The 24,191-nt window shown below is 39.4% G+C and carries 25 protein-coding genes and 1 pseudogene; 11 read left to right on the forward strand and 15 right to left on the reverse strand.

The window, feature by feature from the left end; all coding sequences use genetic code 11:
• A partial coding sequence (locus EAL04_RS08285) for an outer membrane beta-barrel protein (protein ID WP_033705251.1) occupies positions 1-91 on the forward strand: 91 nt, incomplete at its 5' end.
• A 609-nt stretch (positions 92-700) separates the two neighbouring features.
• On the opposite strand, the gene EAL04_RS03060 is transcribed toward EAL04_RS08285, so the two are convergent.
• Entirely contained in the window at positions 701-931 is a 231-nt protein-coding gene (locus EAL04_RS03060) for an HP1242/YdcH family protein (protein ID WP_000468320.1), read from the reverse strand.
• A 119-nt stretch (positions 932-1,050) separates the two neighbouring features.
• Here EAL04_RS03060 and alaS point away from each other — a divergent pair, with 119 nt between their 5' ends.
• The 3 genes from alaS to EAL04_RS03075 all read left to right on the forward strand — a co-directional run bounded on the left by alaS (position 1,051) and on the right by EAL04_RS03075 (position 4,541).
• On the forward strand, positions 1,051-3,594 hold the full coding sequence (gene alaS, locus EAL04_RS03065) for an alanine--tRNA ligase (protein ID WP_120973209.1): 2,544 nt from the start codon (positions 1,051-1,053) through the stop codon (positions 3,592-3,594).
• 1 nt (position 3,595) lies between these two features.
• The gene (gene maf / locus EAL04_RS03070; protein WP_120973211.1) at positions 3,596-4,168 is read left to right on the forward strand and encodes a septum formation inhibitor Maf; all 573 of its coding nucleotides are present in this window, start codon (positions 3,596-3,598) and stop codon (positions 4,166-4,168) included.
• A gap of 115 nt (positions 4,169-4,283) precedes the next feature.
• Entirely contained in the window at positions 4,284-4,541 is a 258-nt protein-coding gene (locus tag EAL04_RS03075; protein ID WP_120973213.1) for a hypothetical protein, read from the forward strand.
• Between the two features lie 79 nt (positions 4,542-4,620).
• On the opposite strand, the gene EAL04_RS03080 is transcribed toward EAL04_RS03075, so the two are convergent.
• The 5 genes from EAL04_RS03080 to EAL04_RS03100 all read right to left on the reverse strand — a co-directional run bounded on the left by EAL04_RS03080 (position 4,621) and on the right by EAL04_RS03100 (position 9,695).
• Positions 4,621-5,625 carry a formamidase gene (locus EAL04_RS03080; RefSeq protein WP_000534759.1) on the reverse strand — a complete coding sequence of 335 codons (1,005 nt, stop codon included), beginning with the start codon at positions 5,623-5,625 and terminating at the stop codon, positions 4,621-4,623.
• A 166-nt stretch (positions 5,626-5,791) separates the two neighbouring features.
• Positions 5,792-6,919, reverse strand: a complete 1,128-nt coding sequence (gene carA / locus EAL04_RS03085; RefSeq protein WP_120973215.1) for a glutamine-hydrolyzing carbamoyl-phosphate synthase small subunit — start codon at positions 6,917-6,919, stop codon at positions 5,792-5,794.
• Complete coding sequence (locus EAL04_RS03090) at positions 6,919-7,470, reverse strand: DUF507 family protein (protein ID WP_001237418.1); 552 nt, start codon at positions 7,468-7,470, stop codon at positions 6,919-6,921. The genes carA and EAL04_RS03090 overlap by 1 nt, the downstream gene beginning before the upstream one ends.
• A 78-nt stretch (positions 7,471-7,548) precedes the next feature.
• Positions 7,549-8,796, reverse strand: coding sequence for a glycosyltransferase family protein (locus EAL04_RS03095; protein WP_120973217.1), 1,248 nt, complete (start codon positions 8,794-8,796; stop codon positions 7,549-7,551).
• A complete protein-coding gene (locus tag EAL04_RS03100) occupies positions 8,787-9,695 on the reverse strand; it encodes a DMT family transporter (protein WP_120973219.1) in 909 nt (302 codons plus the stop codon). Before EAL04_RS03100 ends, EAL04_RS03095 begins: the two co-directional genes overlap by 10 nt.
• A gap of 370 nt (positions 9,696-10,065) precedes the next feature.
• Between EAL04_RS03100 and EAL04_RS03105 the strand changes: the two genes are divergently transcribed.
• Entirely contained in the window at positions 10,066-10,527 is a 462-nt protein-coding gene (locus EAL04_RS03105) for an HP1233 family protein (RefSeq protein ID WP_000301267.1), read from the forward strand.
• Between the two features lie 94 nt (positions 10,528-10,621).
• Here EAL04_RS03105 and folP read toward each other — a convergent pair whose 3' ends face one another.
• The 6 genes from folP to EAL04_RS03135 all read right to left on the reverse strand — a co-directional run bounded on the left by folP (position 10,622) and on the right by EAL04_RS03135 (position 15,088).
• Complete coding sequence (folP, locus tag EAL04_RS03110) at positions 10,622-11,764, reverse strand: dihydropteroate synthase (protein ID WP_120973221.1); 1,143 nt, start codon at positions 11,762-11,764, stop codon at positions 10,622-10,624.
• On the reverse strand, positions 11,761-12,417 hold the full coding sequence (locus EAL04_RS03115) for a DNA polymerase III subunit delta' (protein ID WP_078215214.1): 657 nt from the start codon (positions 12,415-12,417) through the stop codon (positions 11,761-11,763). The genes folP and EAL04_RS03115 overlap by 4 nt, the downstream gene beginning before the upstream one ends.
• Positions 12,414-12,956 (reverse strand): DNA replication regulator HobA, encoded by a 543-nt coding sequence (gene hobA, locus EAL04_RS03120; RefSeq protein WP_120973223.1) that lies wholly within the window; start codon positions 12,954-12,956, stop codon positions 12,414-12,416. The genes EAL04_RS03115 and hobA overlap by 4 nt, the downstream gene beginning before the upstream one ends.
• Positions 12,953-14,170 carry an aspartate kinase gene (locus tag EAL04_RS03125; protein WP_120973225.1) on the reverse strand — a complete coding sequence of 406 codons (1,218 nt, stop codon included), beginning with the start codon at positions 14,168-14,170 and terminating at the stop codon, positions 12,953-12,955. Before EAL04_RS03125 ends, hobA begins: the two co-directional genes overlap by 4 nt.
• Positions 14,164-14,637 carry an RNA pyrophosphohydrolase gene (locus tag EAL04_RS03130; protein ID WP_002208374.1) on the reverse strand — a complete coding sequence of 158 codons (474 nt, stop codon included), beginning with the start codon at positions 14,635-14,637 and terminating at the stop codon, positions 14,164-14,166. Before EAL04_RS03130 ends, EAL04_RS03125 begins: the two co-directional genes overlap by 7 nt.
• A gap of 160 nt (positions 14,638-14,797) precedes the next feature.
• The gene (locus tag EAL04_RS03135; RefSeq protein ID WP_120973227.1) at positions 14,798-15,088 is read right to left on the reverse strand and encodes a c-type cytochrome; all 291 of its coding nucleotides are present in this window, start codon (positions 15,086-15,088) and stop codon (positions 14,798-14,800) included.
• A 95-nt stretch (positions 15,089-15,183) separates the two neighbouring features.
• Here EAL04_RS03135 and hemW point away from each other — a divergent pair, with 95 nt between their 5' ends.
• Complete coding sequence (hemW, locus tag EAL04_RS03140) at positions 15,184-16,221, forward strand: radical SAM family heme chaperone HemW (RefSeq protein ID WP_162982478.1); 1,038 nt, start codon at positions 15,184-15,186, stop codon at positions 16,219-16,221.
• 58 nt (positions 16,222-16,279) lie between these two features.
• On the opposite strand, the gene crcB is transcribed toward hemW, so the two are convergent.
• The 3 genes from crcB to EAL04_RS03155 are packed head-to-tail and all read right to left on the reverse strand — an operon-like array spanning position 16,280 to position 17,740.
• Positions 16,280-16,672, reverse strand: coding sequence for a fluoride efflux transporter CrcB (crcB, locus tag EAL04_RS03145; RefSeq protein WP_108255399.1), 393 nt, complete (start codon positions 16,670-16,672; stop codon positions 16,280-16,282).
• Positions 16,673-16,718: 46 nt separating this feature from the next.
• Positions 16,719-17,399, reverse strand: coding sequence for a uroporphyrinogen-III synthase (locus EAL04_RS03150; protein WP_120973229.1), 681 nt, complete (start codon positions 17,397-17,399; stop codon positions 16,719-16,721).
• 2 nt (positions 17,400-17,401) lie between these two features.
• Positions 17,402-17,740, reverse strand: coding sequence for a rhodanese-like domain-containing protein (locus tag EAL04_RS03155; RefSeq protein ID WP_000888814.1), 339 nt, complete (start codon positions 17,738-17,740; stop codon positions 17,402-17,404).
• A 71-nt stretch (positions 17,741-17,811) separates the two neighbouring features.
• Between EAL04_RS03155 and EAL04_RS03160 the strand changes: the two genes are divergently transcribed.
• The 5 genes and pseudogenes from EAL04_RS03160 to EAL04_RS03185 all read left to right on the forward strand — a co-directional run bounded on the left by EAL04_RS03160 (position 17,812) and on the right by EAL04_RS03185 (position 24,190).
• Positions 17,812-20,652, forward strand: a complete 2,841-nt coding sequence (locus EAL04_RS03160; protein ID WP_162982473.1) for an FAD-binding and (Fe-S)-binding domain-containing protein — start codon at positions 17,812-17,814, stop codon at positions 20,650-20,652.
• Between the two features lie 39 nt (positions 20,653-20,691).
• Positions 20,692-21,396: a di-trans,poly-cis-decaprenylcistransferase gene (locus EAL04_RS03165; protein WP_120973233.1), complete on the forward strand. Its 705-nt coding sequence runs from the start codon at positions 20,692-20,694 to the stop codon at positions 21,394-21,396.
• Positions 21,390-22,076, forward strand: a complete 687-nt coding sequence (locus EAL04_RS03170) for an ABC transporter ATP-binding protein (protein ID WP_120973235.1) — start codon at positions 21,390-21,392, stop codon at positions 22,074-22,076. Before EAL04_RS03165 ends, EAL04_RS03170 begins: the two co-directional genes overlap by 7 nt.
• A gap of 312 nt (positions 22,077-22,388) precedes the next feature.
• A complete protein-coding gene (gene purD / locus EAL04_RS03180; RefSeq protein ID WP_120973240.1) occupies positions 22,389-23,663 on the forward strand; it encodes a phosphoribosylamine--glycine ligase in 1,275 nt (424 codons plus the stop codon).
• A gap of 48 nt (positions 23,664-23,711) precedes the next feature.
• Positions 23,712-24,190: pseudogene (locus EAL04_RS03185) on the forward strand (RDD family protein).
• Position 24,191 lies beyond the last annotated feature (1 nt).

Below are 24,191 nucleotides of genomic sequence, written 5' to 3' on the forward strand. Positions count from 1 at the left end.
GATCAACACGAATTACTATTCTTTGCTAGGCACTCAACTCCAATACCGCAGACTCTATAGCGTGTATCTCAACTATGTGTTTGCGTATTAAAAGCTTGCGTTAAACCCTTTGTGAAACTCTCTTTTTGAACCCTCTTTCTTTTTAGGGGGTTTTTGTTTTGAAGCCTTTGTTTGGGGGTTTCTTTTTTTTGAACCCTTTCTTTTTTTGAACCCTTTCTTTTTTTGAACTCCCTTTTTTAAAGTCTTTCTTTTTTAAAATTCTCTTTTTTTGGGGGGGGTTTGATGAAAAATCCTTTTTAGCGTTTTTGTATTGGTTAGTGGAAAACTTGATACTAATTCAAGCGATAATCTCTTAAAAAAGCGCTTTTTTAGGGGGGTTTAGTGGGGTTAAAAGGGGGATAGTTATTCCAAAATACTTCCTAATATTCTCAAGAAAATAAAACAAAACTCAATAAAATGATTTTTATTATAAAATGAGATCTAAAACGATAAAACTAAAGTTTTAAAAACCCATTTTTTAAAAATGTAAAGAACATTAAAATATTAATAAAGCTTATAGTGGGAATAAAGCTGAAAGCAACCTAACGCTTTAACCTAAAATCAAGGTGTCAAGTCTAACTAATAAGTGCTAACCAAGCGACAAGCCAAAATACCCTTTTTAAAAAGCGTTTTAGCGTGTTTTGACAAAGATGATTAAATCTTAAACATGATCGGATTTTTGCTTTTCTCTATACTCTATGATCATGCCGTGGATTTCATCTTTTAATTTTAATTTTTGTTTTTTCATGTGGCTGATTTCAGCGTCGCTAGCGTTTTGTTGCTCAGCGGTTTTGATGTCGTCATCAAGCTGGTTGTGTTTCTCAAAAATCTTATCAAAATGCGGATTATTCGCTTTTAACACGCTGATTTCGTCTCTAAATTCATGGAACATGGTTTTCTCCTTTAATTTTGGATGTTTAAAGTATAATAAACTATCTTTTTAAAAAAACAACTTAAAAGAGCTATAAAATAGCCTTAAAATGCGCGATAAAACGACAAAAAGGAATACCCATGGATATTCGCAACGAATTTTTACAATTTTTTCAAAATAAAGGGCATGCCATTTATCCCAGCATGCCTTTAGTGCCTAATGATGCCACCTTGCTTTTTACCAATGCTGGCATGGTGCAATTTAAAGATATTTTTACCGGGATGGTGCCGCGCCCTAGCGTTCCTAGAGCGGCAAGTTCGCAATTGTGCATGCGTGCAGGCGGCAAGCATAACGATTTAGAAAATGTCGGTTATACCGCAAGACACCACACGCTTTTTGAAATGCTAGGGAATTTCTCTTTTGGGGATTATTTCAAAGAAGAAGCGATCTTGTTTGCGTGGGAATTTGTAACCAAGAATTTAGGGTTTAAGCCTAAAGATTTGTATATCAGCGTGCATGAAAAAGACGATGAAGCCGTTAAACTATGGGAAAAGTTTGTGCCTTTTGACAGGATTAAAAAAATGGGCGATAAAGATAATTTCTGGCAAATGGGCGATAGCGGGCCTTGCGGGCCTTGCAGTGAAATTTATATTGATCAGGGCGAAAAACACTTTAAGGGGAGCGAGGATTATTTTGGGGGCGAGGGCGATAGGTTTTTAGAAATTTGGAATCTGGTGTTCATGCAATACGAACGCTCTAATGATGGCGTTTTATCCCCCTTACCAAAGCCCAGCATTGATACAGGCATGGGATTAGAAAGGGTGCAAGCGCTATTAGAACATAAGCTCAATAATTTTGATTCTTCATTATTTGCACCCTTAATGGGAGAAATCAGCGAGCTTACAGGTTTGGATTATGCGAGCGAGTTCCAGCCAAGCTTTAGGGTAGTGGCCGATCATGCAAGAGCGGTAGCGTTCTTGCTCGCTCAAGGGGTGCATTTCAATAAGGAAGGCCGTGGCTATGTTCTAAGGCGCATTTTAAGGCGAGCCTTAAGGCATGGGTATTTAATGGGCTTAAAAGAAGCGTTTTTATACAAAGTCGTGGGCGTGGTGTGCGAGCAATTTTCTAACGCGCATGCGTATTTGAAAGAATCTAAAGAAATGGTGGTAAAAGAATGTTTTGAAGAAGAAGAGCGCTTTTTAGAGACTTTGGAATCTGGCATGGAATTGTTTAACTTGTCTTTAACGCATTTGAATGAAAATAAAATCTTTGATGGCAAGATCGCTTTCAAGCTTTATGACACTTTTGGTTTTCCTTTGGATTTAACAAACGACATGCTAAGAAGTCATGGGGCGTGCGTGGACATGCAAGGCTTTGAAAATTGCATGCAAGAGCAAGTGAAGCGCTCTAAAGCTTCATGGAAAGGTAAACAAAATAACGCTGATTTTAGCGCTATTTTAAACGCTTATGCGCCTAATGAATTTGTGGGGTATGAAACGACAGAATGTTCTGCTAAAGTTTTAGGGTTTTTTGATAGCGGTTTTAAAGAAATAGCAGAGGCAAATCCTAACCAAGAAGTCTGGGTCTTATTAGAAAAAACCCCTTTTTACGCAGAAGGTGGGGGGGCTATAGGCGATAAGGGCACGCTTTTAAAAGACAATGAAGAAGCGGCTTTGGTGTTAGATACAAAAAACTTTTTTGGGCTTAATTTTTCGCTTCTTGAAATCAAAAAAGCACTAAAAAAAGGCGATCAAGTGATCGCGCAAGTGAGCGATGAGCGCTTAGAAATCGCCAAACACCATAGCGCGACGCATTTATTGCAAAGCGCTTTAAGAGAAGTTTTAGGCTCGCATGTGAGTCAAGCAGGGAGTTTAGTGGAATCCAAACGATTGCGCTTTGATTTCTCGCATGCTAAAGCGCTCAATGATGAAGAGTTAGAAAAAGTAGAAGATCTAGTCAACGCTCAAATTTTCAAGCACTTAAAAAGCCAGGTGGAGCATATGCACTTAAACCAAGCCAAGGATAAGGGAGCGTTAGCGTTATTTAGTGAAAAATACGCTGAAAATGTGCGGGTGGTGAGCTTTAAAGAAGCGTCCATTGAATTGTGTGGGGGCATTCATGTGGAAAATACCGGGCTTATTGGGGGGTTTAGGATTGTAAAAGAGAGCGGGGTGAGTAGTGGGGTCAGACGCATTGAAGCGGTGTGCGGGAAAGCCTTTTACCAATTGGCTAAAGAAGAAAGTAAAGAGCTTAAAAACGCTAAGACTTTATTGAAAAATAACGATGTGATCGCCGGCATTAACAAGCTTAAAGAGAGCGTGAAAAACAGCCAAAAAGCTCCCGTTTCTATGGATTTACCGGTTGAAAAAATCCATGGCGTGAATTTGGTGGTGGGCGTCGTGGAAAATGGCGACATTAAAGAAATGATTGACCGGTTGAAAAGTAAGCATGAAAAACTGCTCGCTATGGTGTTTAAAAAAGAAAATGAGCGCATAACTCTCGCATGCGGGGTGAAAAATGCCCCCATAAAAGCGAACGCATGGGCTAATGAAGTGGCGCAAATTTTAGGGGGCAAAGGGGGCGGGAGAGATGATTTTGCGAGCGCTGGGGGCAAGGATATTGAAAATTTACCAACCGCGCTCAATTTAGCGAAAAATACCGCCCTTAAAGCTTTAGAGGGATAGCATGGAGCTTATTTTAGGCTCTCAATCCAGCGCTAGGGCGAATCTTTTAAAAGAGCATGGGATTAAATTCACACAAAAAGCACTAGATTTTGATGAAGAAAGCCTAAAAACCACAGACCCTAGGGAGTTTGTTTATTTGGCGTGCAAGGGGAAATTAGAAAAGGCTAAAAAATTACTCACAAACCATTGCGCTATCGTGGTTGCTGATAGCGTGGTGAGCGTGAATAATCGCATGCAACGAAAGGCTCAAAGCAAGCGAGAAGCCCTTGAATTTTTAAAACGCCAAAATGGCAATGAAATAGAGGTTTTAACCTGCTCGGCATTGATTTTTCCTAAACTAGAATGGCTGGATCTATCGGTTTTTAGAGCGCGTTTAAAGGCGTTTGATTGCAGCGAAATAGAAAAATACTTAGAGAGCGGTTTGTGGCAAGAAAGCGCGGGCTGTGTGCGTTTAGAGGACTTTCATAAGCCTTATATTAAAAGCTCAAGCAAGAATTTGAGCGTGGGGTTGGGGCTGAATGTGGAAGGCTTGTTAGGGGTGCTACAATTAGGGGCTAAACTTTCATCGTTATAAACGCTATCCTTTTATTTTAAAACACTCAATAATACTACTTTCTAGCTAGCCCCCTTGACAAACAAAAAAAACGATATACTCTAGCATTTGATGTTTAAGGAGTTGTCATGGGGTCTTGGTTTCGTATTCTTTTATCAATCTTGATGGTGGTTTTGGGATTAGCGCTTACTACCATGCTCTTAAATTGGCATGTTTAGCGGGAATGATCTATTGTGGCTATGGCATTATTACAGATTTTAACGCTCTATCAGCCGCAATGGGGTGGTGGTCTTTATCAAAAATAACATGGTTTTGCATAGGTTATATCGCTTTATGGGGGCTTACGCTTATTATGGGTTTTCTTACATGCTCTGCGATAGAAGACTATTCGTAAAAATTAATTGAAAAAATTAAAATAGGGGAGAAACTAGAACCTTTAAAAACAGGTTCTAGCAAAAATATAAGGTTAGGGATTATTTCCCAAAACGCCCACCGGTGGTAGGGTAGCCATAAATAGAGCCGTCTTTGATTTTCATGTGATCTTCCCAAGGCAATTTGTATTTACCGGCGGCTAAGTCTTTGATGTAGGTTAAGCCTGCGTCATGTTCTCCGCCCGGTTTAGCCACATACCCTCTATGGCCTAGGTTGTAAATGTTGTTTTCTAAGCCCCAGCTTAAGCGGGCGTTATCTGCCATTTTAGGATAGATTTCCCCGGTTACAATCTCCCAAGGGTTGCGGTGCCCTTGAACGAGAGTCGTGCCATCAAAGTTACAGATTTGCCCTTCACCAAAGTAGTAAAAGACATTATCATAGCCGGCTAAATTCACGCTCACGGTATACATCAAATTGTGCCATGCGTTGGAGCGGTTGGTCAAAATCCATTGATCATTGACTTGAGTGCTATAGCCTGAAATGCGGATATACACATTGCACCCTTTATAGGCTGCTTCTCTAGCGAGCTCTGGAATCATGCCGTCATGGCAAATGCACACGGCTAACTTTGATCCGCCCGGCCCCTCGCACACAGGCATTCCTAAATCCCCAGGATACCATGGTTCAATGGGATTCCATGGGAATAGCTTGCGGTATTTTAAAATGATTTTACCTTGCGGATCAATGATAATAGCGGTGTTGTAGGGGTTTTTGTTAGAATCAGGATTGCGTTCCATGATTGAAAAAACACCATAAACTTTCGCCTCTTTACACGCTTGAGCGTAAGCTTCCGTCTCTTTACCCGGGACATCTAATAAAAACTCTTCACTAAGCCACTTAGCGGTATTCAAACCTTGCGTGCTATACTCAGGGAAAATGATAAGCTCCACTCCTGGATACCCCGCTTTAGTCGCATGCAAGGTTCTAATAATGCTTTCAATATTGTGATCAATATCCTTACGGCTGTTGACAATGGGCACAGGAAACTGAATGGCTGCCACTAAAAACCCTTCAATAGGTTTGCCCATACTACCGATACTTCCCATAATAACTCCTTCTAAAAAGTTTTGTCGCAATAACAATAATAGTTATTGCGAGAGAATACTATTGCAAGAGAACTAATTTAGAGTAAATATGAGATTTTTTGATAAAAAGATTTAAATCTATTTTTAAAGCACTTTTCAACCTCTATGGGTGCTGCTTTAAAAACCCCTAAAAACCCTTTAACAATTCCACAAATTCCTTAAAAATATAGTGGCTCTCTTTGGGGCCGGGACTGCTTTCTGGGTGGTGCTGGACAGAGATAATGGGAGCGTTTTTATAACGCACGCCCTCAATGGTGTTGTCAAAAAGATTGCGGTGCGTGATAACAGCGATTTCTTCAATTTCTTCAGGGACGCAATAGTTGTGGTTTTGCGCGGTGATTTCCACGGCGTTTGTTTTTAGGTTTTTAACGGGGTGGTTGCTCCCATGATGGCCGAATTTGAGCTTGTAAGTAGGGTAGCCTTGCGCGATAGAGAGCAATTGATGCCCTAAGCAAATGCCAAACATGGGGATTTTAGCGTCAATGAGTTGTTTGATTTCGCCAATTTCTTGCTGCAAGCTCAAAGGATCGCCCGGCCCGTTAGAGAGAAAAATCCCGCTAATTTCTTTTTTTTCATAGGCTTTAATCAGTTCGCTAGCTTTAGTGTGGTGCGGGTAAATAAGGGCTTTTAACCCCACATTTTGAATCTCGTTTAAAATATTGCCCTTAGCCCCAAAGTCTAGCACAGCGATAATTTTATGAGAGGTTTTTTCATCAAAAGGCTTGTAATCTAGGGTTTTGAAATCAAAAGTAGCGCGTTGGTGCGTGATTATTTTTGGCGTGGAAACGCTAGACACTAAGGGGGAGTGAGAAATTTTAGGGGCGTTTTTTAAAATTTTTTCAAGCTTGTTTTTGTCATGCTCGATCGTGGAAGCGACCATCATCAAGCACCCATGATGGCGTAAGGTTTTGATCAAACTCCTGGTATCAACGCCACAAATCCCTAAAACGCCACGCTTTTTTAAATAAACGCTCAAGCTAGAATCCGCCCTTGAATTAGAAAAAAATTCGTTGTAATGGCGCGCTAAAACCCCTGCGCATGAAAAAAAGGATTCATCATCTTTAGGATTAGCGCCCACAACCCCAATTTCAGGCATGCTAAAAACCACAAATTGCCCCTTATAGCTAGGGTCGCTGATGACTTCTTGATAGCCACTCATAGAAGTGTTAAAAACAAGCTCGCCCACTTGCGTGCCGCTAGCCCCAAAACTTTGAGCCTGTAAAAAAAGCCCGTTTTCTAAATAAAGAGAGACCATTATAAAAAGCCTTTGCGCCTTAATTCTTCTTCATAGAGTCTTTCAAACACCAACTCGTATTCATCGCTCCCTACGGGGAGTTTGCGTTTGTAATGCTTGATTTTTTCATGCACTTCATTTTCAATGCTTTCATACGCTTTAGAATAGGTGTCAATGGATTTGTAAATCAAGTTTCTTATCAAATTCTCTGAAACGCTAAACATGATCAAATCTTCATCTAAGATTTTATTCAAAATCTGGTGCGACAAATCGTTGCACCTTTCTTCCCAAAACAAATGGAATCCCTCTTTTTGAGCGATCTGTCTTTTAATCATCCAAAAAAGCTGCCTTTCATCCATCCGCATGAATTCTATTTCATCGGTGTTTTCTTCTAAAAGCTCTCTGGCTTGCTCATCAATGGCGTTTTCTTTTTTAACGCTTTTTTCCAAAATCCCTTCTATCAATTCGCACAATAATTCTCTAGGGGCTTTTAATTCTAATAGTTTTGAATGGATAAAGTCGTTGGCAATCTTATGGCTTATATGGTTTATATGGGTTAGTTTGAGTCTCATGATTTTTCTCGCGTATTTTATTTATTTTTAGAGTGTATTTTATCGTTTTTTAGATAAAACGCTTTTTAAAGAATCAATTTAATGGTGCACCAAACTATAGGATTGTAGAATTTTATCAGCGTAGATGATTGTAATATCAGGGCGTTTTTTAGAAATCTTAGTGTTAATCAGTCTTAACCTCCCCCCTTCTTTAATGCCATAGAATTGGAGCCTTAAAGCGAGTTGTTTATCGTTAGTGCGGATTTGATGGATGCCCCTTAATTGCAAGGCTGTAGCGACTTCTTTAGCTAAGAAATGCCGGTTTAATAACTTTTCATTAGCACCAGAAATTTTACTCCCCCATAAAAAAAGCGTTTCAGTGAGCATTAAAAGATACAAACTGAAAACGCGCAAATAATACTGCCCCCTAAATTCCTTTAAACGCACCCTAAGGCTATTTAAAACGCTTTTAACAAACAAGGGCAAACCGATTAAGGCTAAGGGGGCGAAAGTTCTTAAATCTATCTCTTGGCGCATGCTCAAAAGCAAAGGGAAAAGCCAACCGCTCGCGCTCATAAAGGCTAGTAACGATGGCTTTTTATCCAAAAGGGCTTTATAGAGCGTATAAGGGTAGTAGAGGAACAATAAGGGCGAGTATAAGAGCATGAGCTCTAAGCATGTGTCTATAAAATACCCGCTAGGCAAGCCCTTATTGAAACTCCCGCTAAAAAGAGCGGTATTCACAATTAAAACCACCAAAGTAAAGATCGCGCTCTTAAAATAGCGTTTTCTTAAAGCGTAGGCAAAAACCCCTAGTAAAAGCGGGATGAACGCGCCGTCTAAAAACGCGCAAGCGCTAAGGATCAAATAAGGGATTTTTTGGGTTTTGATATGCAAATAGCTGACCAAAAGCCCAAGGCTTAACACCAGCACGCTTTTAGCCAGTAAAATCGCAAAGAGATTCACCCCAGGCAATAAAGCGTAAGTCAATACCACATAAAGGGCGTCTTTAGGTTTTTTTAAAATCTTTCGCCCTATCAAATAAAATAAAAACATGTTAATGAGATGAGCGATCAAAAAAGGCAATCTTAAAGCCAAATCGTTTTGGCCTAAAATGGCGGTGCTTTTTTGAGCGATTTTGACAAACCACGCATCGCCATAAAAAAAGTCCTTCGCTTCATTGTAGCTGATAGAAATTTCTTCGCTCATCAACAGCCCCAAAGCTAGGGCTAAAAAAACCATGATGATAAAGACTAAATCGCTTAAATCAAAGCTCCTTGTTTTTTTCTCTGGATAAATAAAGTAGCGGAAATATAACAGAGCGCTTTGTAAGGGGCTTAGTTGCATGACTTAAAATTTTTTAATTCTTTTAAAAGAGCGGGCAAGGCAATGAGTAAGCCTGAACACAAGATCAAAGCCACCCCTAAAGAGCTTTTAAGATCCAAGAATTTATCGCCTAAATACAGCCCAAACAACAGCCCCCAAACAATGCGGGTGTATTCAATGGGGGCAATGATCCCAGCAGGAGCGTTCATGTAAGCATAGGTTAAGAAATACTGCCCTAAAGTCCCGCTAATCCCTATTAAAGAGATCCACAAAATGTCTTCTTTTCTAGGAATATGAATGCCTGTGGATAAAAAAGGAATATCAATGAACATGCCCACTAACCCAAGAAGGCTCATGCCAAAGGCGAACGCTAAAATCACGGCTTGCTTGTCGTAATATTCCCTCAAATCCCTTAAAGTGATATACGCTAAAGACACAAAGATCCCGCTCAATATGCCCATAATAATTTCAACCGGCCCCACATTTTCCACGCTAGGATCGGAAATCAGCACCACCCCCACTAGCCCAATGCATGCAGAAATTAACGTGCTTCTTTTGAGTTTTTCTTTCAAAAGAAAAGGGGAAAGAAGCACCGTATAAATGGGTGCGCATTGCGAGAAAGCCGTCGCTGTAGCGAGCGAAATTTTTTCAATATTATAAAAAAACGCTAGCATGGCTAAGCCCCCTACAACGACCCTAAAAGCGAGTTTTTTAAAACCGCCTTGTTTGTAACTTTTCAAGCGGTAGGGTTTGAAAGGGTAAATAAGTAAGAGTAAAAGCGTCATGGTAATGGAGCGGTAAAACACATTCTCCATAGGGGAAAAATAATCCGCTGTGATTTTAACAAACGCGCTCATGATCCCAAAGCATAAATTCGCCAAGAGTATCATTGAAACGCCAAATAAAATGGTATTACGCATGCTTTTTGCTCATTAGATTAAAGATTTTTAGGGTAGTTTAACCTAAAATCTCTAATTAAGACTTAAAGTTTTTAAGCTCTAAAAGCATAAAAGTTGCATTGATTGGTAAAATCATGCTATAACAATGTTCTAGGAGTTTTACCTTTTGTTTTGTCTAGAATTATTCTAGAAGCTTCAGCATTTCAAACTCCTTATAGAAATATGAAAACATAAAAACACGAATCCTTTTTGAAAATAAACTCCTAGACCCTTTTTAAAGGGTTTGAATGCCACCATTAGAAAACTCTTTTAAGCTTTTTAAATTTTTTAGTCTCATTAGGGAATGAATTTTGCTTAACATTAGCGTAAAATCCAATTTTAGGAAATTCACATGGCTGTTTCTTCTATCAATCAGTTTGATTCTAACCTCTATGGGCTTTTAAACGCTAAAAGCGCTCCTAAAGAAGACCTAGCTCCTATTGAAGGTGCAGAAAAAATAGAGCGAGAAAAAAAGGACGCTCCAACAGAAAACCTCCCTTTTAACCCTGACAAGCGAGAGACTTACGGCTTTTTGGTGTTAGAATTGATGAGTGATAGAGAGTATGAGGCTTTTTTAAGGGCTACGGCCGGAATGGATGAGAGCCAAAAACGCCTTGCCGCTCAGTCGCTCTATAGTTTGACGGATTTTTATAACGGGAAATTCTCTAAAGAAGTGGAAAACGCCCCCAAACAACCGGTGAATGGCTTGCACAAAAAAGCCCTACAAACCTTTAACGCTACCAACCATAACGCTTTTTTGCAACGCTACCAAAACGCTTACAACAACCCTTCGTCTATGGATGTGGTTCTTTAAGCGTTAGGGTTAAGTGGGGTATTAATCATCAAAAACGCTTTTGAGCGTTTTGATGATAGCCAACGCCTAGTGGGATAAAGCTAAAAATTTGGGTTCAATCCGTTTCTTCCAAACTCTTAAACACTTTGATTAAATCTATATGTTCATCAATATCATGCGCTCTTAAAATACTCGCTCCATTTTGCAGCGCCATTAAATGCAAACTCAAAGTGCCAGCGAGCCGGTTTTGAACTTCACGCCCGGTGATAAGCCCGATCGTGTTTTTACGGCTCGCTCCCACCAATAAGGGTTTTTTGAACTTAAGAAAATGGCTTAAATGCTTGATTAAGGCCAAATTATGCTCTTTTAATTTAGCGAATCCAAACCCAATATCTAAAATAATATCTTGAAGCGCGTATTTTTCTAAAACCTCTAGTTTTTCCTTAAAGAATCGATCCATTTCATCAAACAGATTGTGGTAAAAGACATTTTCTTGCATGTCTTTGGGGGTTTTTTGAGCGTGCATTAAAACGCAAGTGGGCTTGTAATCTCGTGCGACTTCTAGCATTGCAGCGCTATTAAAACCGCTCACGTCATTAAGGATAGAAAAATAATGTTCCAAAGCCATTTGGGCCGTTTTGGCATGGTAGGTGTCTATGCTAAAATGGGCACACTGGTAGAGTTTTTGGGATTTGATTTCTAATAAAACTTCTTTCAAGCGCTCTTGCTCTACTTTTGGATCAATGATTTCACTCTGCGGTCTTGAACTGGCTGCGCCTATATCAATGAGTTTGATACCCTTTTCTAGCCATTGATAGATTTCTTCAAGCGCTTTTTTGCTACTAAACCGGCTCTTTTCATAGAAGCTATCCGGCGTGAGATTCAAGATTGCCATGATCTGTGGGGCGTTAGGCTTGGGGGCTTTGAGATGGCTTTTTAATTCTTGTGCTAAATGTTTAAGCCCAAAGGGTTGGGAATGGCACTTAACAATAAGGCGTTCTAATTGCTTAGCGCTCACAATCAGCACCCCATCATAAAAAGGCTCTTTAGCTAAAATACAATCTCTTGGCGTGGCAAAATCGCCCCCAACGCTGATAGCCTCTTGCTTTAAAATGAGTGCAGCGCTTAAGGGCAGGTGTTGGATTTCAAAAACAAAGCTAACGCCTTTTTGGCGCATATGGTTTTGCGCGATCTTTTCTGGGCCTATTTTTTGTAAAGCGTTTTTGAGCGCATCAGGGTTAAGGCGTTTTACAATCATGGCGTTTTCTTTTTGGATAAAAGGCTTAAAAGCAGGGGTAAAAGATTATAGCTGAGCTTGTAATAAGAGCTGTTAGCCTTGATCGCTAAATCAAAGGCTTGCAATTCTTGCTCGCTCAAATAGATTTGGTGTCTGTGAATACTCTCTAATAAGCTTTCAATCCTTTCCCTCTGATTTTCTCTGGAATCAAAATTTTCTTTGTCTAAATTTTTTAAAAACGCATAAATGTCTTTCAGATCCAGCCTAGATAAATCCAAATCCAAAGGTTTTAGGGGGATTTTTTGGCGTTTGTCTTCTTTGATTAGGCGGGATTTAATGGTGGCTAACACATGGTTTGGGCTTTTAGCGAACATGATAAAACAAACGTTATTTGGGGGTTCTTCTAAGATTTTTAAAAGCGCGTTTTGGGCTTCTACGCCATAGCTGGGTGCAGCGATTAAAAAGGCGTTCAGTTCGCTGTGTTTGAGATGGGCCTTTGAAATCACTTCTTTGGCATGCTCAATTTTAAAATCCTTGTTAAAAGTTTTGATCACCTTTTTGTCTTTTTCAATAATCTCCGTGTAGAATTTAATATGATTTTTAAAAAGGCTTGCGGCCTCTTCTAGGCTCTCTTCAAGATTGTCCGTATAAATAAGGCGGTTGGAGTTTTTCACAGAGTAACCTTATTGTATAGCGCGCTAAAAAGCGCGTTTTCAAAGAGTTTGAAGAGTTGCAATAATTTATAATCTAGCAAACTATCATGCTCTTTTAAAAGCAAGCAATCTTCTTTAAGCTCTTCAAAAAGCCATAAAAAACTAGGGATTTTACTCAATAGTAAGGTTTTTAAGCCTTCATTTTCAATTTTCCCAACATGCCAAAACATGGGGTTTTGATAAGTCATCTCTATGGTGGCTAGAGAGAGATTCGCATCGTTTTTGGGGTAGAAAGAAGAAGCGTTAAAATTAATAACGGACAATAAGGGGCGCTCTTTTAAATCTTTAGGGTTTAAGTTAGAAAGAATGTAGTTTAAAAACCAGCTCCTAGAAGAATCCGCACTCACTAACAGCGATCCGCCATTAAGCACATGCGAAATGGTTTGCGCGATGAGTTTTGCATAACTTGATCGCTCTAATTCCAACCACCCGCTTTGTTGGGCGATAAGCTCCCCTTGATCGCGCACAAATTCCTTGATCCAGTCGTAGAAATTTTTCATTGATCTAATTGATACACCGCATGCAAAGTTCTAACCGCTAATTCAGCGTATTTAATGTCAATCAAAACCGAAATTTTAATCTCGCTTGTAGAAATCATCATGATATTAATGTTGTCTTTGGCTAGGGCTTTAAAAGCGATGCTCGCTACCCCAGAATGCGACTTCATGCCCACGCCCACTATGGAAACTTTAGCGATATTTTCATCATAATCAATGGAATCCATTTGCGCTAAAAAAGGCTTTAAGGCCTGCTTGGTTTCTTCTATTTGGGTTTTAACGATCGTAAAATCCAAATCGGTTTTGCCGTCTCTGCCAATCGTTTGGACTATCATATCCACATTAATGCGATACTCCGCTAAAGTGCCAAAGATTTCAGCGGCAATGCCAGGCCGATCTTCCACGCCCTCCATGCTCACACGAGCCTGATTCTTATCCAATGCGATCCCACTCACTATAGGGGTTTCCATGCGTTCTCCTTTAAAGTCTTTTTCAGCGACAATGAGCGTGCCTTCGCTATGGTTAAACGAATTGCGAGTCACTAATTTCACGCTGAGTTTTTTGGCTAATTCTACCGAGCGGTTTAATAACACTTTAGCCCCCATAGAAGCCAATTCAAGCATTTCATCATAGCTGATTTGCACGATTTTTTGAGCCTTTTCTTCAATGCGCGGATCGGTGGTATAAACGCCATCCACATCCGTATAGATTTCACACAAATGTGCTTTTAAAGCCCCGGCCAAAGCGACCGCACTCAAATCGCTCCCCCCACGCCCTAAAGTCGTTGTTTCGCCTTGAATATCAGCGCCTTGAAACCCAGCGATCACCACAATGTAGTTTTTTTCTAAAAGCTCTGTGATGCGTTTAGTGTCAATGGATTGGATCACAGCGTTTTGAAAATGCGAGCTGGTTAAAATACCCGCTTCTTTCCCGCTCAATGAAATGGCCCTATGCCCATACCTCTCTAACGCCATGCTCAAAGCCGCACTTGAAATCCATTCCCCCGTGCTGACGATCCTGTCCATTTCTCGCTTGTTAGGGTTATGGCTAAAATTCTTGCCAAATTCTAAAAGCCGATCCGTTTCGCCGCTCATCGCCGAAACCACCACCACGACTTGATGCCCTAATTTAACGCTTTCTAAAACCCTTTGGGCGACATTGTGGATCCTTTCTATGCTACCCATGCTCGTGCCGCCGTATTTTTGAACGATTAACACACCAAATACCCCTCTTTTCTAAAATAAGCGATGACTTGGCGGTACACTTGGCGTTTGAAAGGGACGATTTTTTTAAGCAAATCCTTAAGATGGATGAATTGATAAGCCCTAAATTCTGGCGTGTGTTTGTTCAAATCAATGTTATTCGCATGCTTTAGGCGCACTAAAAAATAGCGTTGCTTTTGCCCATCAAATGAATAGAATTTATGCTCCATGTTGCTTGGGAAATCATAGGCGATCCATCTGGGGTATTGCGCCAAAATCTCTATTTCATTCGTGCCGATTTCTTCTAATAATTCCCTATAAAGCGCTTCTAATGGGGTCTCTCCCTCATCAATGCCCCCTTGAGGGAACTGCCACGCCCCTTCAATATCTATGCGCTCAGCGATAAAAACTTCGCATGTGTTAGGGTAGTCTGGCGACATGATAATGGCCGCAACATTAGGACGATATTTTTTATGTAGCATAGGTCTTTATTTTAGCTCTTTCTTGTTTGATTAAGATGATATTATAGTGTATGCTGGCTTTAAGTAGGGTTAAGAATGCCATTAAAATCAAAAATTAAGAAAAAAGGGCTTGAAACTCGTTTTAATAGCACCCAAATAGCGCTATTAAAACTGAGAGGGTTTATTTGAGAGTGGGGATGTATTTGGCTAAAGCTTTGATGTCTTCATCGCTTAATTTTTTAGCCTGCGCGGTCATGACAGGATTCTTATTAGCACCGCTTTTAAAATCCATAAGATCTTTTTCAATTTCCGCTTCACTCATCATGTTGACGATTTTGCTTTTGCCTAAAGCCTTCTTTTCAAACTTAACCCCATGGCAAGCGGCACAACCTTTTACAAGAGCTTTAACATCGGTTGCCATTAAGGTGTTTGCGAACGCTAAAACGCCTAAAGCCACAATAACCTTTTTCATCGTTTGTCTCCTCTACTTATCAAAATGATCTTAAAATGATACAATTACAAGTTTAAGCTTTGCTTAAAAATGAAATGAAAATGGGAGAAATAAATATGATTTTATACATTCATATCCCCTTTTGTGAAAATAAATGCGGTTATTGCGCTTTCAATTCCTATGAAAATAAGCATGCGTTAAAAGAAGAATACATTCAAGCGTTGTGCCTGGATTTAAAGCATGCGTTAAGCCAAACTGACGAACCAATTGAAAGCGTTTTTATTGGCGGCGGCACGCCCAATACTTTAAGCGTGAAGGCTTTTGAAAGGATTTTTGAAAGCATTCACCAACATGCGAGCTTGAGCATGGAATGTGAGATCACCACTGAAGCTAACCCTGAATTGATTTCTAAAGCTTGGTGTCAAGGCTTAAAAGATTTAGGGATCAACCGCTTGAGTTTAGGGGTGCAAAGTTTTAGGGAGGATAAATTATTGTTTTTAGAGCGCCAGCATTCCAAAAATATCGCTCCTGTGATAGAAATTATTTTTAAAAGTGGGATTGAAAATATCAGCATTGATTTGATTTATAACACTCCATTAGACAATGAAAACTCTTTAAAAGAAGAATTGAAACTCGCTAAAGAACTCCCCATCAATCATTTGAGCGCTTACGCTTTGAGCATTGAAAAAAACACGAATTTAGAAAAAAACGCCAAAAAACCCTCAAGCGTGGATTTTGACAATGTGGTAAAAGAGGTTTTAGAGAGCTTTTCTTTCAAGCAATACGAAGTGTCTAATTACGCTAGAAATTACCAAGTCAAACATAATTTGGCTTACTGGGGGGCTAAAGATTATTTAGGGTGTGGGGCTGGGGCTGTGGGCTGCGTGGCGAATGAGCGCTTTTATGCGAAAAAACTCATAGAAAACTACATTAAAGACCCCCTAAAACGCCAAGTTGAGACGCTTAATAAACAAGACAAGCACTTAGAAAAGCTGCTTTTAGGCTTGAGGTGTGAGCTGGGGGTTGAGCTTGGTTTGTTAGATGGAAATAAAGTAAAGCTTTTGATTGAAGAGAACAAGGCTTTCATTAAAAATAACCGATTGATAGCGAGCGATTTTTTCATGGCCGATGAAATGGCTTTGTGGCTGTTGTGATTGTAGGCTCTGCTTCAATGGAGTATGATAATAATTAAAAAATGCTAGAAAGCGTTTTTTAATTAACGCCTATAAAATTTTTAGCCAAAAACCACCCAATGGCCACCCCAATAAGCCCTAAAAGGTTAGTGCCTAAAACATAAGAAATGGCTTCAAGGTATTGGGATTTTTGCAAGAGTTTTAAAGTGTCTAGCCCATAAGAAGAAAAGGTCGTAAAACCCCCTAAAACTCCGGTTACAAAGAAAATCCCAAAATCATCGCCAAAAACTTTTTTGGCGGCCAAATGCCCCATAAAGCCGATGACAAAACACCCTATGAGATTCACGCTAAAAGTCCCTAAAGGGAAACTTTCAAACGTTAAAAATTTACTGGGCATTATTTTGCCCACAAAATACCTTAACGAACTCCCTATAGCCCCTCCTAAAGCGGCCCATAAAAAGACAAGATTCATGCATCATCCTTTAAAAATCAATAGAGAGCATTATAATAAGATATTTTTAATATTCCTTAACCCTCAAATTTAAAGCCAGTTCTAAACACGCTTCTAAGGAGGGCTTTTGAGCTATATAGCTTTGAATGCCTTTCTCTTTTAAATAAGAAGCGGTCGTGTTGCCAATGCTTATGGCGGTGTAACTTTTTAAAAATTCAAAATAGTGTAAAAAAGCTTTTGCATGGCTTATGGCGGTGAAAATAAGAACGCTCTTTTCTTGGGGTTTTAGGGCGTTTTGTTCGCTTAAAGTCAAATGTTTGAGCTTGTTTTCATAAACAACGGCTTGTTTAAGATTAATGCCATGCTCTAAAAGAATGGTGTCTAAAGGAGAGGCAATTTCTTTTGCCCTGAGATACAAAACGCTTTTTTTTTCCAATAAAGGAAGGATTTCTTTGGCAAACTCTTTGCCATGGGCTTTTTCCCCTATAAAGGCGACTTTAAAATGGTGATCTTGTAGAGTTTTTGCGGTGGGTTCGCTCAAAGCGTAAGCAGGAATGTTTTGTAAAATTTTGAGTTTGGGGCTGTTGTTTAGGGTTCCTAGCAAGGAAAACACCGCATTTTTAGAAGTGAAAATCAGGGCGTTAAAAGGGGTTAGATCCAATTCTAAAGGATAGTAGCGCAATTCATTTAAGATGAGAGTCTTATAAGGGGCGATTCTTTGAGAATGCACCCATACAATCTCCCTCATGCCTAGTTTTTTTTGCCGCTCAAAGAAGTGTCATCATAGACCATTCTAAAGCCGTATTTTTCAAAATCATAGACATTGCCCTCTAAATAATAGGGCGTATAGCCTAATTCATGCATGCTTTTAGCCGCATCTAAAGCCCTGCGGCCAGCCCTGCAATGGAGCAACACTTTTTTATCTTTGTGCTTAGATAAAAAATCAGCGAGCTTTTCTTGGTCATTGACGCTAATGAGCGTAGCGTTAGGCAAATGCAGTTCTTCATATTCGTCCAATTCGCGTACATCCACGACGATAAAATCATTGAAATTGACTTCTTCCAAACTGATCGCATAATCTTCAAGCATGTTTATCCTTAATTTTTAAAGTAAGGTTATGTTACAATGATTTGATAAATAGGAATGTTTAAGGAGTGTGTATGGAAGAAAATTATCATGCTTTTTTTACCGAAGCGAGCGGGTTTTTAAACGATCGGATCTTTAAGGATTATTTACGCCGTTTGGCTTATGGCATTGACGCGTCATGTTATCGTTATATCCCTAAAATAGTCGCTTGGGTGAAGGATGAAGAAGAAGTCCAAAAGCTTTGTGTTTTAGCCAAAAAGCATGGCGTTACATTGACTTTTAGAGCGGCTGGGAGTTCCTTATCAGGGCAGGCGAGCTGCGATGGGGTGCTAGTGGTGGTGGCGCATTTTTTCAAAGACGCTCAAATTTTAGACAACGCTCAAAGCATTCAGCTCTCATGCGGAGTCATAGGAAGCCATGCGAACGCTTTATTAAAACCTTACCATAAAAAAATAGGCCCGGATCCCGCTACGATAAACACCGCTATGATAGGGGGGATTGTCGCTAATAACGCTAGCGGGATGTGTTGCGGGGTGGAGCAAAACAGCTATAAAACCCTAAAATCCTTAAGAGTCATTTTAGCTGATGGCACGCTTTTAGACACAGCCAATCAAAAGAGTATTGAGAGTTTCAAAAACGCGCACAAAGATTTGATTGAAGGGGTTTTGAATTTAAGAAAAGAGATCTTAAAAGATGAAGAATTGCATGCTTTAATTAAGAAAAAATACGAGATCAAAAACACCACCGGCTATAGCTTAAACGCTCTCATTGATTTTGAAGATCCGATTGAAATCATCAGCCATTTATTCATAGGCTCTGAGGGGACTTTAGGCTTTATTTCAAGCGTGGGATTAGAATGTGTGAAAGACTACGCTTATAAAACTTGCGCGTTATTGTTTTATGAAAATTTAGAGCAATGCGCCAAAGCCGCTCAAATTTTAGCCGCCTTAAAAGCCAAACAACCTGAAATGATTTCTTCAGCAGAGCTTATGGATTATGCGTCCTTAAAAAGCGTGAAAAATTTAGAGGGCATGCCTAGCGTGATTTTAGAAATCAAAGAGCCTAACGCATGCTTACTCATTCAAAGCGAAAGCGATGATCCTTTAATTTTAGAAAACAACATGCAAACGATTTTAAACGCCTTGAATGCGATACCGGTCGTTTTAGATTCTCAAATCAGCAGTGATCCTGATACTTATCAATCGTGGTGGAAGATCAGAAAAGGCATTTTCCCTATCGCAGCGTCAAAAAGAAAAAGCCAAAGCTCTGTGATCATTGAAGACGTGTGCTTCAGCAAAGAGGATTTTGTAGAAGGGGCAAAAGCGATTGAGGGGCTTTTAAAAAAACATGGCTTTAAGGATAATGGCATTATTTTTGGGCATGCGTTAAGCGGGAATCTGCACTTTGTCGTTACGCCGATTTTAGAAAATGAAGCTGAAAGAAAAGCGTTTGAAAATTTAGTTTTTGAGATGTTTTTAATGGTGAGCAAAAGCTCTGGCTCTATTAAAGCCGAGCATGGCACAGGCAGAATGGTAGCCCCCTTTGTGGAAATGGAGTGGGGAGAAAAAGCCTACAAAATCCACAAGCAAATCAAAGAATTGTTTGATCCTAACGGCCTTTTAAACCCTGATGTGATCATCACAAACGATAAAGAAATCCACACTAAAAATTTAAAGAGCATTTACCCTATTGAAGAGCATTTGGACATGTGCATGGAATGCGGGTTTTGTGAAAGGATTTGCCCTAGTAAAGATTTATCTTTAACGCCACGACAACGAATCGTTATCCACAGAGAGATAGAACGCTTAAAAGAAAGGGTGAGTCATGGTCATAATGAAGATCAAGTTTTATTAGATGAGCTTTTAAAAGAGTCTGAATATTTAGCGCACGCCACTTGCGCAGTGTGCCATATGTGCTCCACCTTATGCCCTTTAGAAATTGATACCGGGAGCATCGCTTTAAACCATTATCAAAAGAACCCTAAAGGCGAGAAGATCGCTTCAAAGATCCTTAATCACATGCAAACAACCACAAGCATGGCTCGTTTTTCTTTAAAAAGTGCTCGCTTAGTTCAAAATCTCATAGGCCCTCACAACTTAGTGAGCCTGACTAAAGGGATTAAAAAATTCATCAAGCCCTTCCCTAAAGCCTTTCATTACATGCCCAAAAGCAACGCCTATCCTTTAGAAAATAAAACGCTTAAGGGTGGAGAAAAAGTCATTTATTTCAGCACCTGCATCAACCGCTCGTTCGCTCCATCAACCAAAATGGCGGATAAAAGATGCATTCAAGAAGTGTTTGAATCCTTATGCCAAAAAGCCAAAGTTTCTGTGGTGTATCCTAACGAATTAAACGCGCTTTGTTGCGGGAAAGCCTTCATCAATTACACCGACTTAACCAAGCAAAACAATGAAAAAAACCACGCGATTTTTTTACAATTAAGCGATGAGGGCAAAATCCCCATTGTTTTAGACCATAGCGCTTGTTCGACGCATTTTTTCAAGCAAATGAAAGCTTATAAGGATTTGAAAGTCTATGATTTGAGCGTCTATATTGAAGAAGTTCTAAGCCCAAAATTAAAATTCAACCCCATTAACGAAGACATAGGGTTATACACGATGTGCGCTTTAAAGTTAGAGAATAAAGAAGAGTTGTTATTCAATTTGGCTAAAAAATGCACTTTGGGCGAGATTGTTATCCATAAAGAGACGGGTTGTTGCGGTTTTGCGGGGAATAAGGGCTTTTTTACCCCTGAATTGAACGAGAGCGCTTTAAACGGCTTTCAAGCGTTTTACCAATCCTATGATCTTAAAAGGGGTTTTTCCACTTCTAGCACTTGCGAAATCGGTTTGAGTGAAAAAACCCAATTCGCTTGGCAGCATATCGCTTATTTAGTGGATGCTTGCACGCTTTAATGGTGTATAATTAAGGACTTTCTTTAAAGGGTAAAGGCATTGGTTAACACTCTCAAACATCTTGCCATTATTATGGATGGTAATGGCAGGTGGGCTAAATTAAAGAATAAAGCTAGGGCTTATGGGCATAAAAAAGGCGTAAAAACTCTTAAAGACATTACGATCTGGTGCGCTAACCATAAATTAGAATGCTTGACTTTATACGCTTTTTCTACGGAAAATTGGAAACGCCCCAAAAGTGAAGTGGATTTTTTGATGAAAATGCTTAAAAAATACCTTAAAGATGAGCGATCCACTTACTTGGATAATAACATACGCTTCAGGGCGATAGGGGATTTAGAGGGCTTTTCTAAAGAATTGAGAGGCACGATCTTACGGCTTGAAAACGATACCAGGCATTTTAAGGATTTTACGCAAGTTTTAGCCCTTAATTACGGATCTAAAAACGAACTTTCAAGGGCGTTTAAAAGCTTATTAGAAAGCCCGCCTAGCCATATCAATAGTATAGAAAGCCTAGAAAATGAAATTTCTCATCGTTTAGACACGCATGATTTGCCGGAAGTGGATTTGTTGTTGCGGACAGGGGGGGAAATGCGCCTGTCTAATTTCTTATTGTGGCAGTCTAGCTATGCGGAATTGTTTTTCACGCCGATTTTATGGCCTGATTTCACCCCTAAAGATTTAGAAAACATCATTAGCGATTTTTACAAAAGGGTGCGCAAATTTGGGGAATTAAAATGCTAGTAGAAATAGAGAATTTGACTAAAACCTATGGGAGTTTAAAAGCGCTAGACAATATCAGTTTGAAACTACCCAAACAGCAATTTATAGGGCTTTTAGGGCCTAATGGAGCGGGTAAAACCACTTTGTTAAAAATTTTAGCCGGATTGAATTTGAACTATCAAGGGGAAGTGAAAATTTTAAACCAAAAGATCGGCATAGAGACGAAAAAAAGCGTGGCGTTTTTAAGCGATGGCGATTTTTTAGATCCTAAATTAACGCCTTTAAAAGCGATCGCTTTTTACAAGGATTTTTTTAGCGATTTTGATGAATCAAAAGCCCTAAATTTACTAAAACGCTTCAGCGTGCCTTTAAAAAGAGAGTTCAAAGCCCTTTCAAAAGGCATGAGGGAAAAATTGCAGCTGATTTTAACCCTATCACGAAACGCTTCTTTGTATCTTTTTGATGAGCCGGTGGCTGGGATTGACCCTATTGCAAGAGAAGAGATTTTTGAATTAATCGCTAAGGAGTTTAGCCAAAACGCAAGCTTATTAGTCTCTACGCATTTGGTGGTGGATGTGGAAAAGTATTTAGACAGCGCGATTTTTTTAAAAGAAGCTAAAGTAGTGGCTTTTGGGAGTGTGGGGGAATTGAAAAAAGGGTATAGCAGTTTGGAGGTAGCGTATAAAGAAAGGTTGAAATAAATCAGTCAGTTTCTCTTAAAACGCCTAAACGCCAATTAAAACTATCACAGATTGTTGGAATATTTTTGCATGGAATTTCTTTAAAATTTAAGTATAATTGTAAGAATCGCCTGGATGATTCGTGTTTCTTATTGATGGCAAGTTCGTTGAAAAAATAAGTTAGGCTAAGGTAGTGGTTTTTGTGTGATGGCATTTTTTAAATCTGCCCCTAAGAAAATCCTCCTAGCCTTATTAGTGTAGGTTTGTTGAACTTATGCGCATGTAAAAGTAGCGGTCATCTGGGTTTAAAAACAACCACATTTTAGGGAAGACATGAAAGATAACAACAACTATAATGTTTTAATTGTGGGGAATAAGGGGCGAGAGTATGCTTTGGCTCAAAGGCTTCAGCAAGATGAGCGAGTGAATGCTTTGTATTTTTGTTTGGGTAATGGTGGCACTCAAGATTTAGGCGAAAATCTGGAATGCGAACATTACGAGCATATCGTGGAATTAGCCCTGAAAAAACAGATCCATTTAGCCATCATTTCAGAAGAAGAGCCTTTGATTTTAGGGCTTACAGAGATGCTAGAAAAAGCGGGGATTTTAGTGTTTGGGGCTTCTAAAGAAGCGGCGAAATTAGAGGCTTCCAAAAGCTACATGAAAGCTTTTGTTAAAGAATGCGGTATCAAAAGCGCGTCTTACTTTGAAACAAACGACTTAAAAGAAGCTTTGAGTTACATTCAAAACGCTTCTTTCCCCTTAGTGATTAAGGCGTTGAATAAAAACACAAGCATTGTCCATCATCAAGAAGAAGCGCTAAAAATCCTTGAAGACGCTTTAAAACAAAGCAATGAGCCTGTGATCATAGAGCCTTTTTTAGAGGGGTTTGAGCTTTCAGTTACAGCGCTCATAGCCAATGATGATTTTATCTTGTTGCCCTTTTGCCAAAACTACAAACGCTTATTAGAGGGGGATAATGGGGTCAATACAGGGGGTATGGGGGCCATCGCTCCTGCAAACTTTTTCTCTAATGAATTAGAAGAGAAAATAAAAAATCATATCTTTAAACCCACTTTAGAGAAACTTCAGGCTGACAACATGCCTTTTAAAGGGGTTTTACTCGCTGAAATTGTAATCATAGAAGAAAAAGGTGTTTTAGAGCCGTATTTATTGGATTTTAGCGTGCGTTTTAAAGATATTGAATGCCAGACGATTTTACCTCTTTTAGAAAGCTCGCTTTTAGATTTGTTTTTAGCCACAGCCAAAGGGGAATTGCATTCTCTTGAGTTGGTGTTTTCTAAAGAATTTGTGATGAGTGTGGCGCTTGTTTCTAGGAATTACCCCACTAGCTCTTCGCCCAAGCAAACCCTTTATATTGATCCGGTTGATGAAAAAAAGGGTCATTTGATTTTAGGGGAGGTGGAGCAGGATAATGGCGTGTTTGAAAGCAGTGGGGGGAGGGTGATCTTTGCCATTGGCAGAGGAAAATCCTTATTAGAAGCCAGAAACCATGCTTATGAAATCGCTCAAAAGGTGCATTTTGAAGGCATGTTTTATCGCAAGGATATTGGTTTTAAGGTGTTAGATTTGAAAGAATATTCTTAAAGGTTAAAGTTTAAGACAAACCAAAGAGTTTGTCTTGTTTGTTTTTGAATGCGCTCTCCAAATTTAGAAAAAGAAGAAACCGAAATCATAGAAACACTCCTTATGCGTGAAAAAATGCGTTTATGCCCCTTGTATTGGCGCATCTTAGCGTTTTTAACCGATAGTTTATTGGTGGCGTTTTTATTGAGCGATCTTTTAGGGGCGTGCGCTTTTTGCATTCTTTATATTGGCTAGCTAACCCCATTTATCACAGCGTGTTTGTTATAGTGAGTTTTATCATCTTGTATGGCGTTTATGAAATCTTTTTTGTGTGTTTGTGCAAGATGAGTTTGGCTAAACTGGTTTTTAGGATTAAAATCATTGATATTTATTTAGCAGATTGCCCCGGTAGGGCTATTTTATTGAAGCGTTTAGGGTTAAAGATCGTGGTTTTTCTATGCCCCTTTTTATGGTTTGTAGTATTTAAAAACCCCTATCATAGGGCGTGGCATGAAGAAAAAAGCAAAAGTCTTTTGGTGTTGTTTTAAT

The organism is Helicobacter pylori, from assembly GCF_003638305.1.
In the GTDB taxonomy this organism is placed as follows: domain Bacteria; phylum Campylobacterota; class Campylobacteria; order Campylobacterales; family Helicobacteraceae; genus Helicobacter; species Helicobacter pylori_DJ.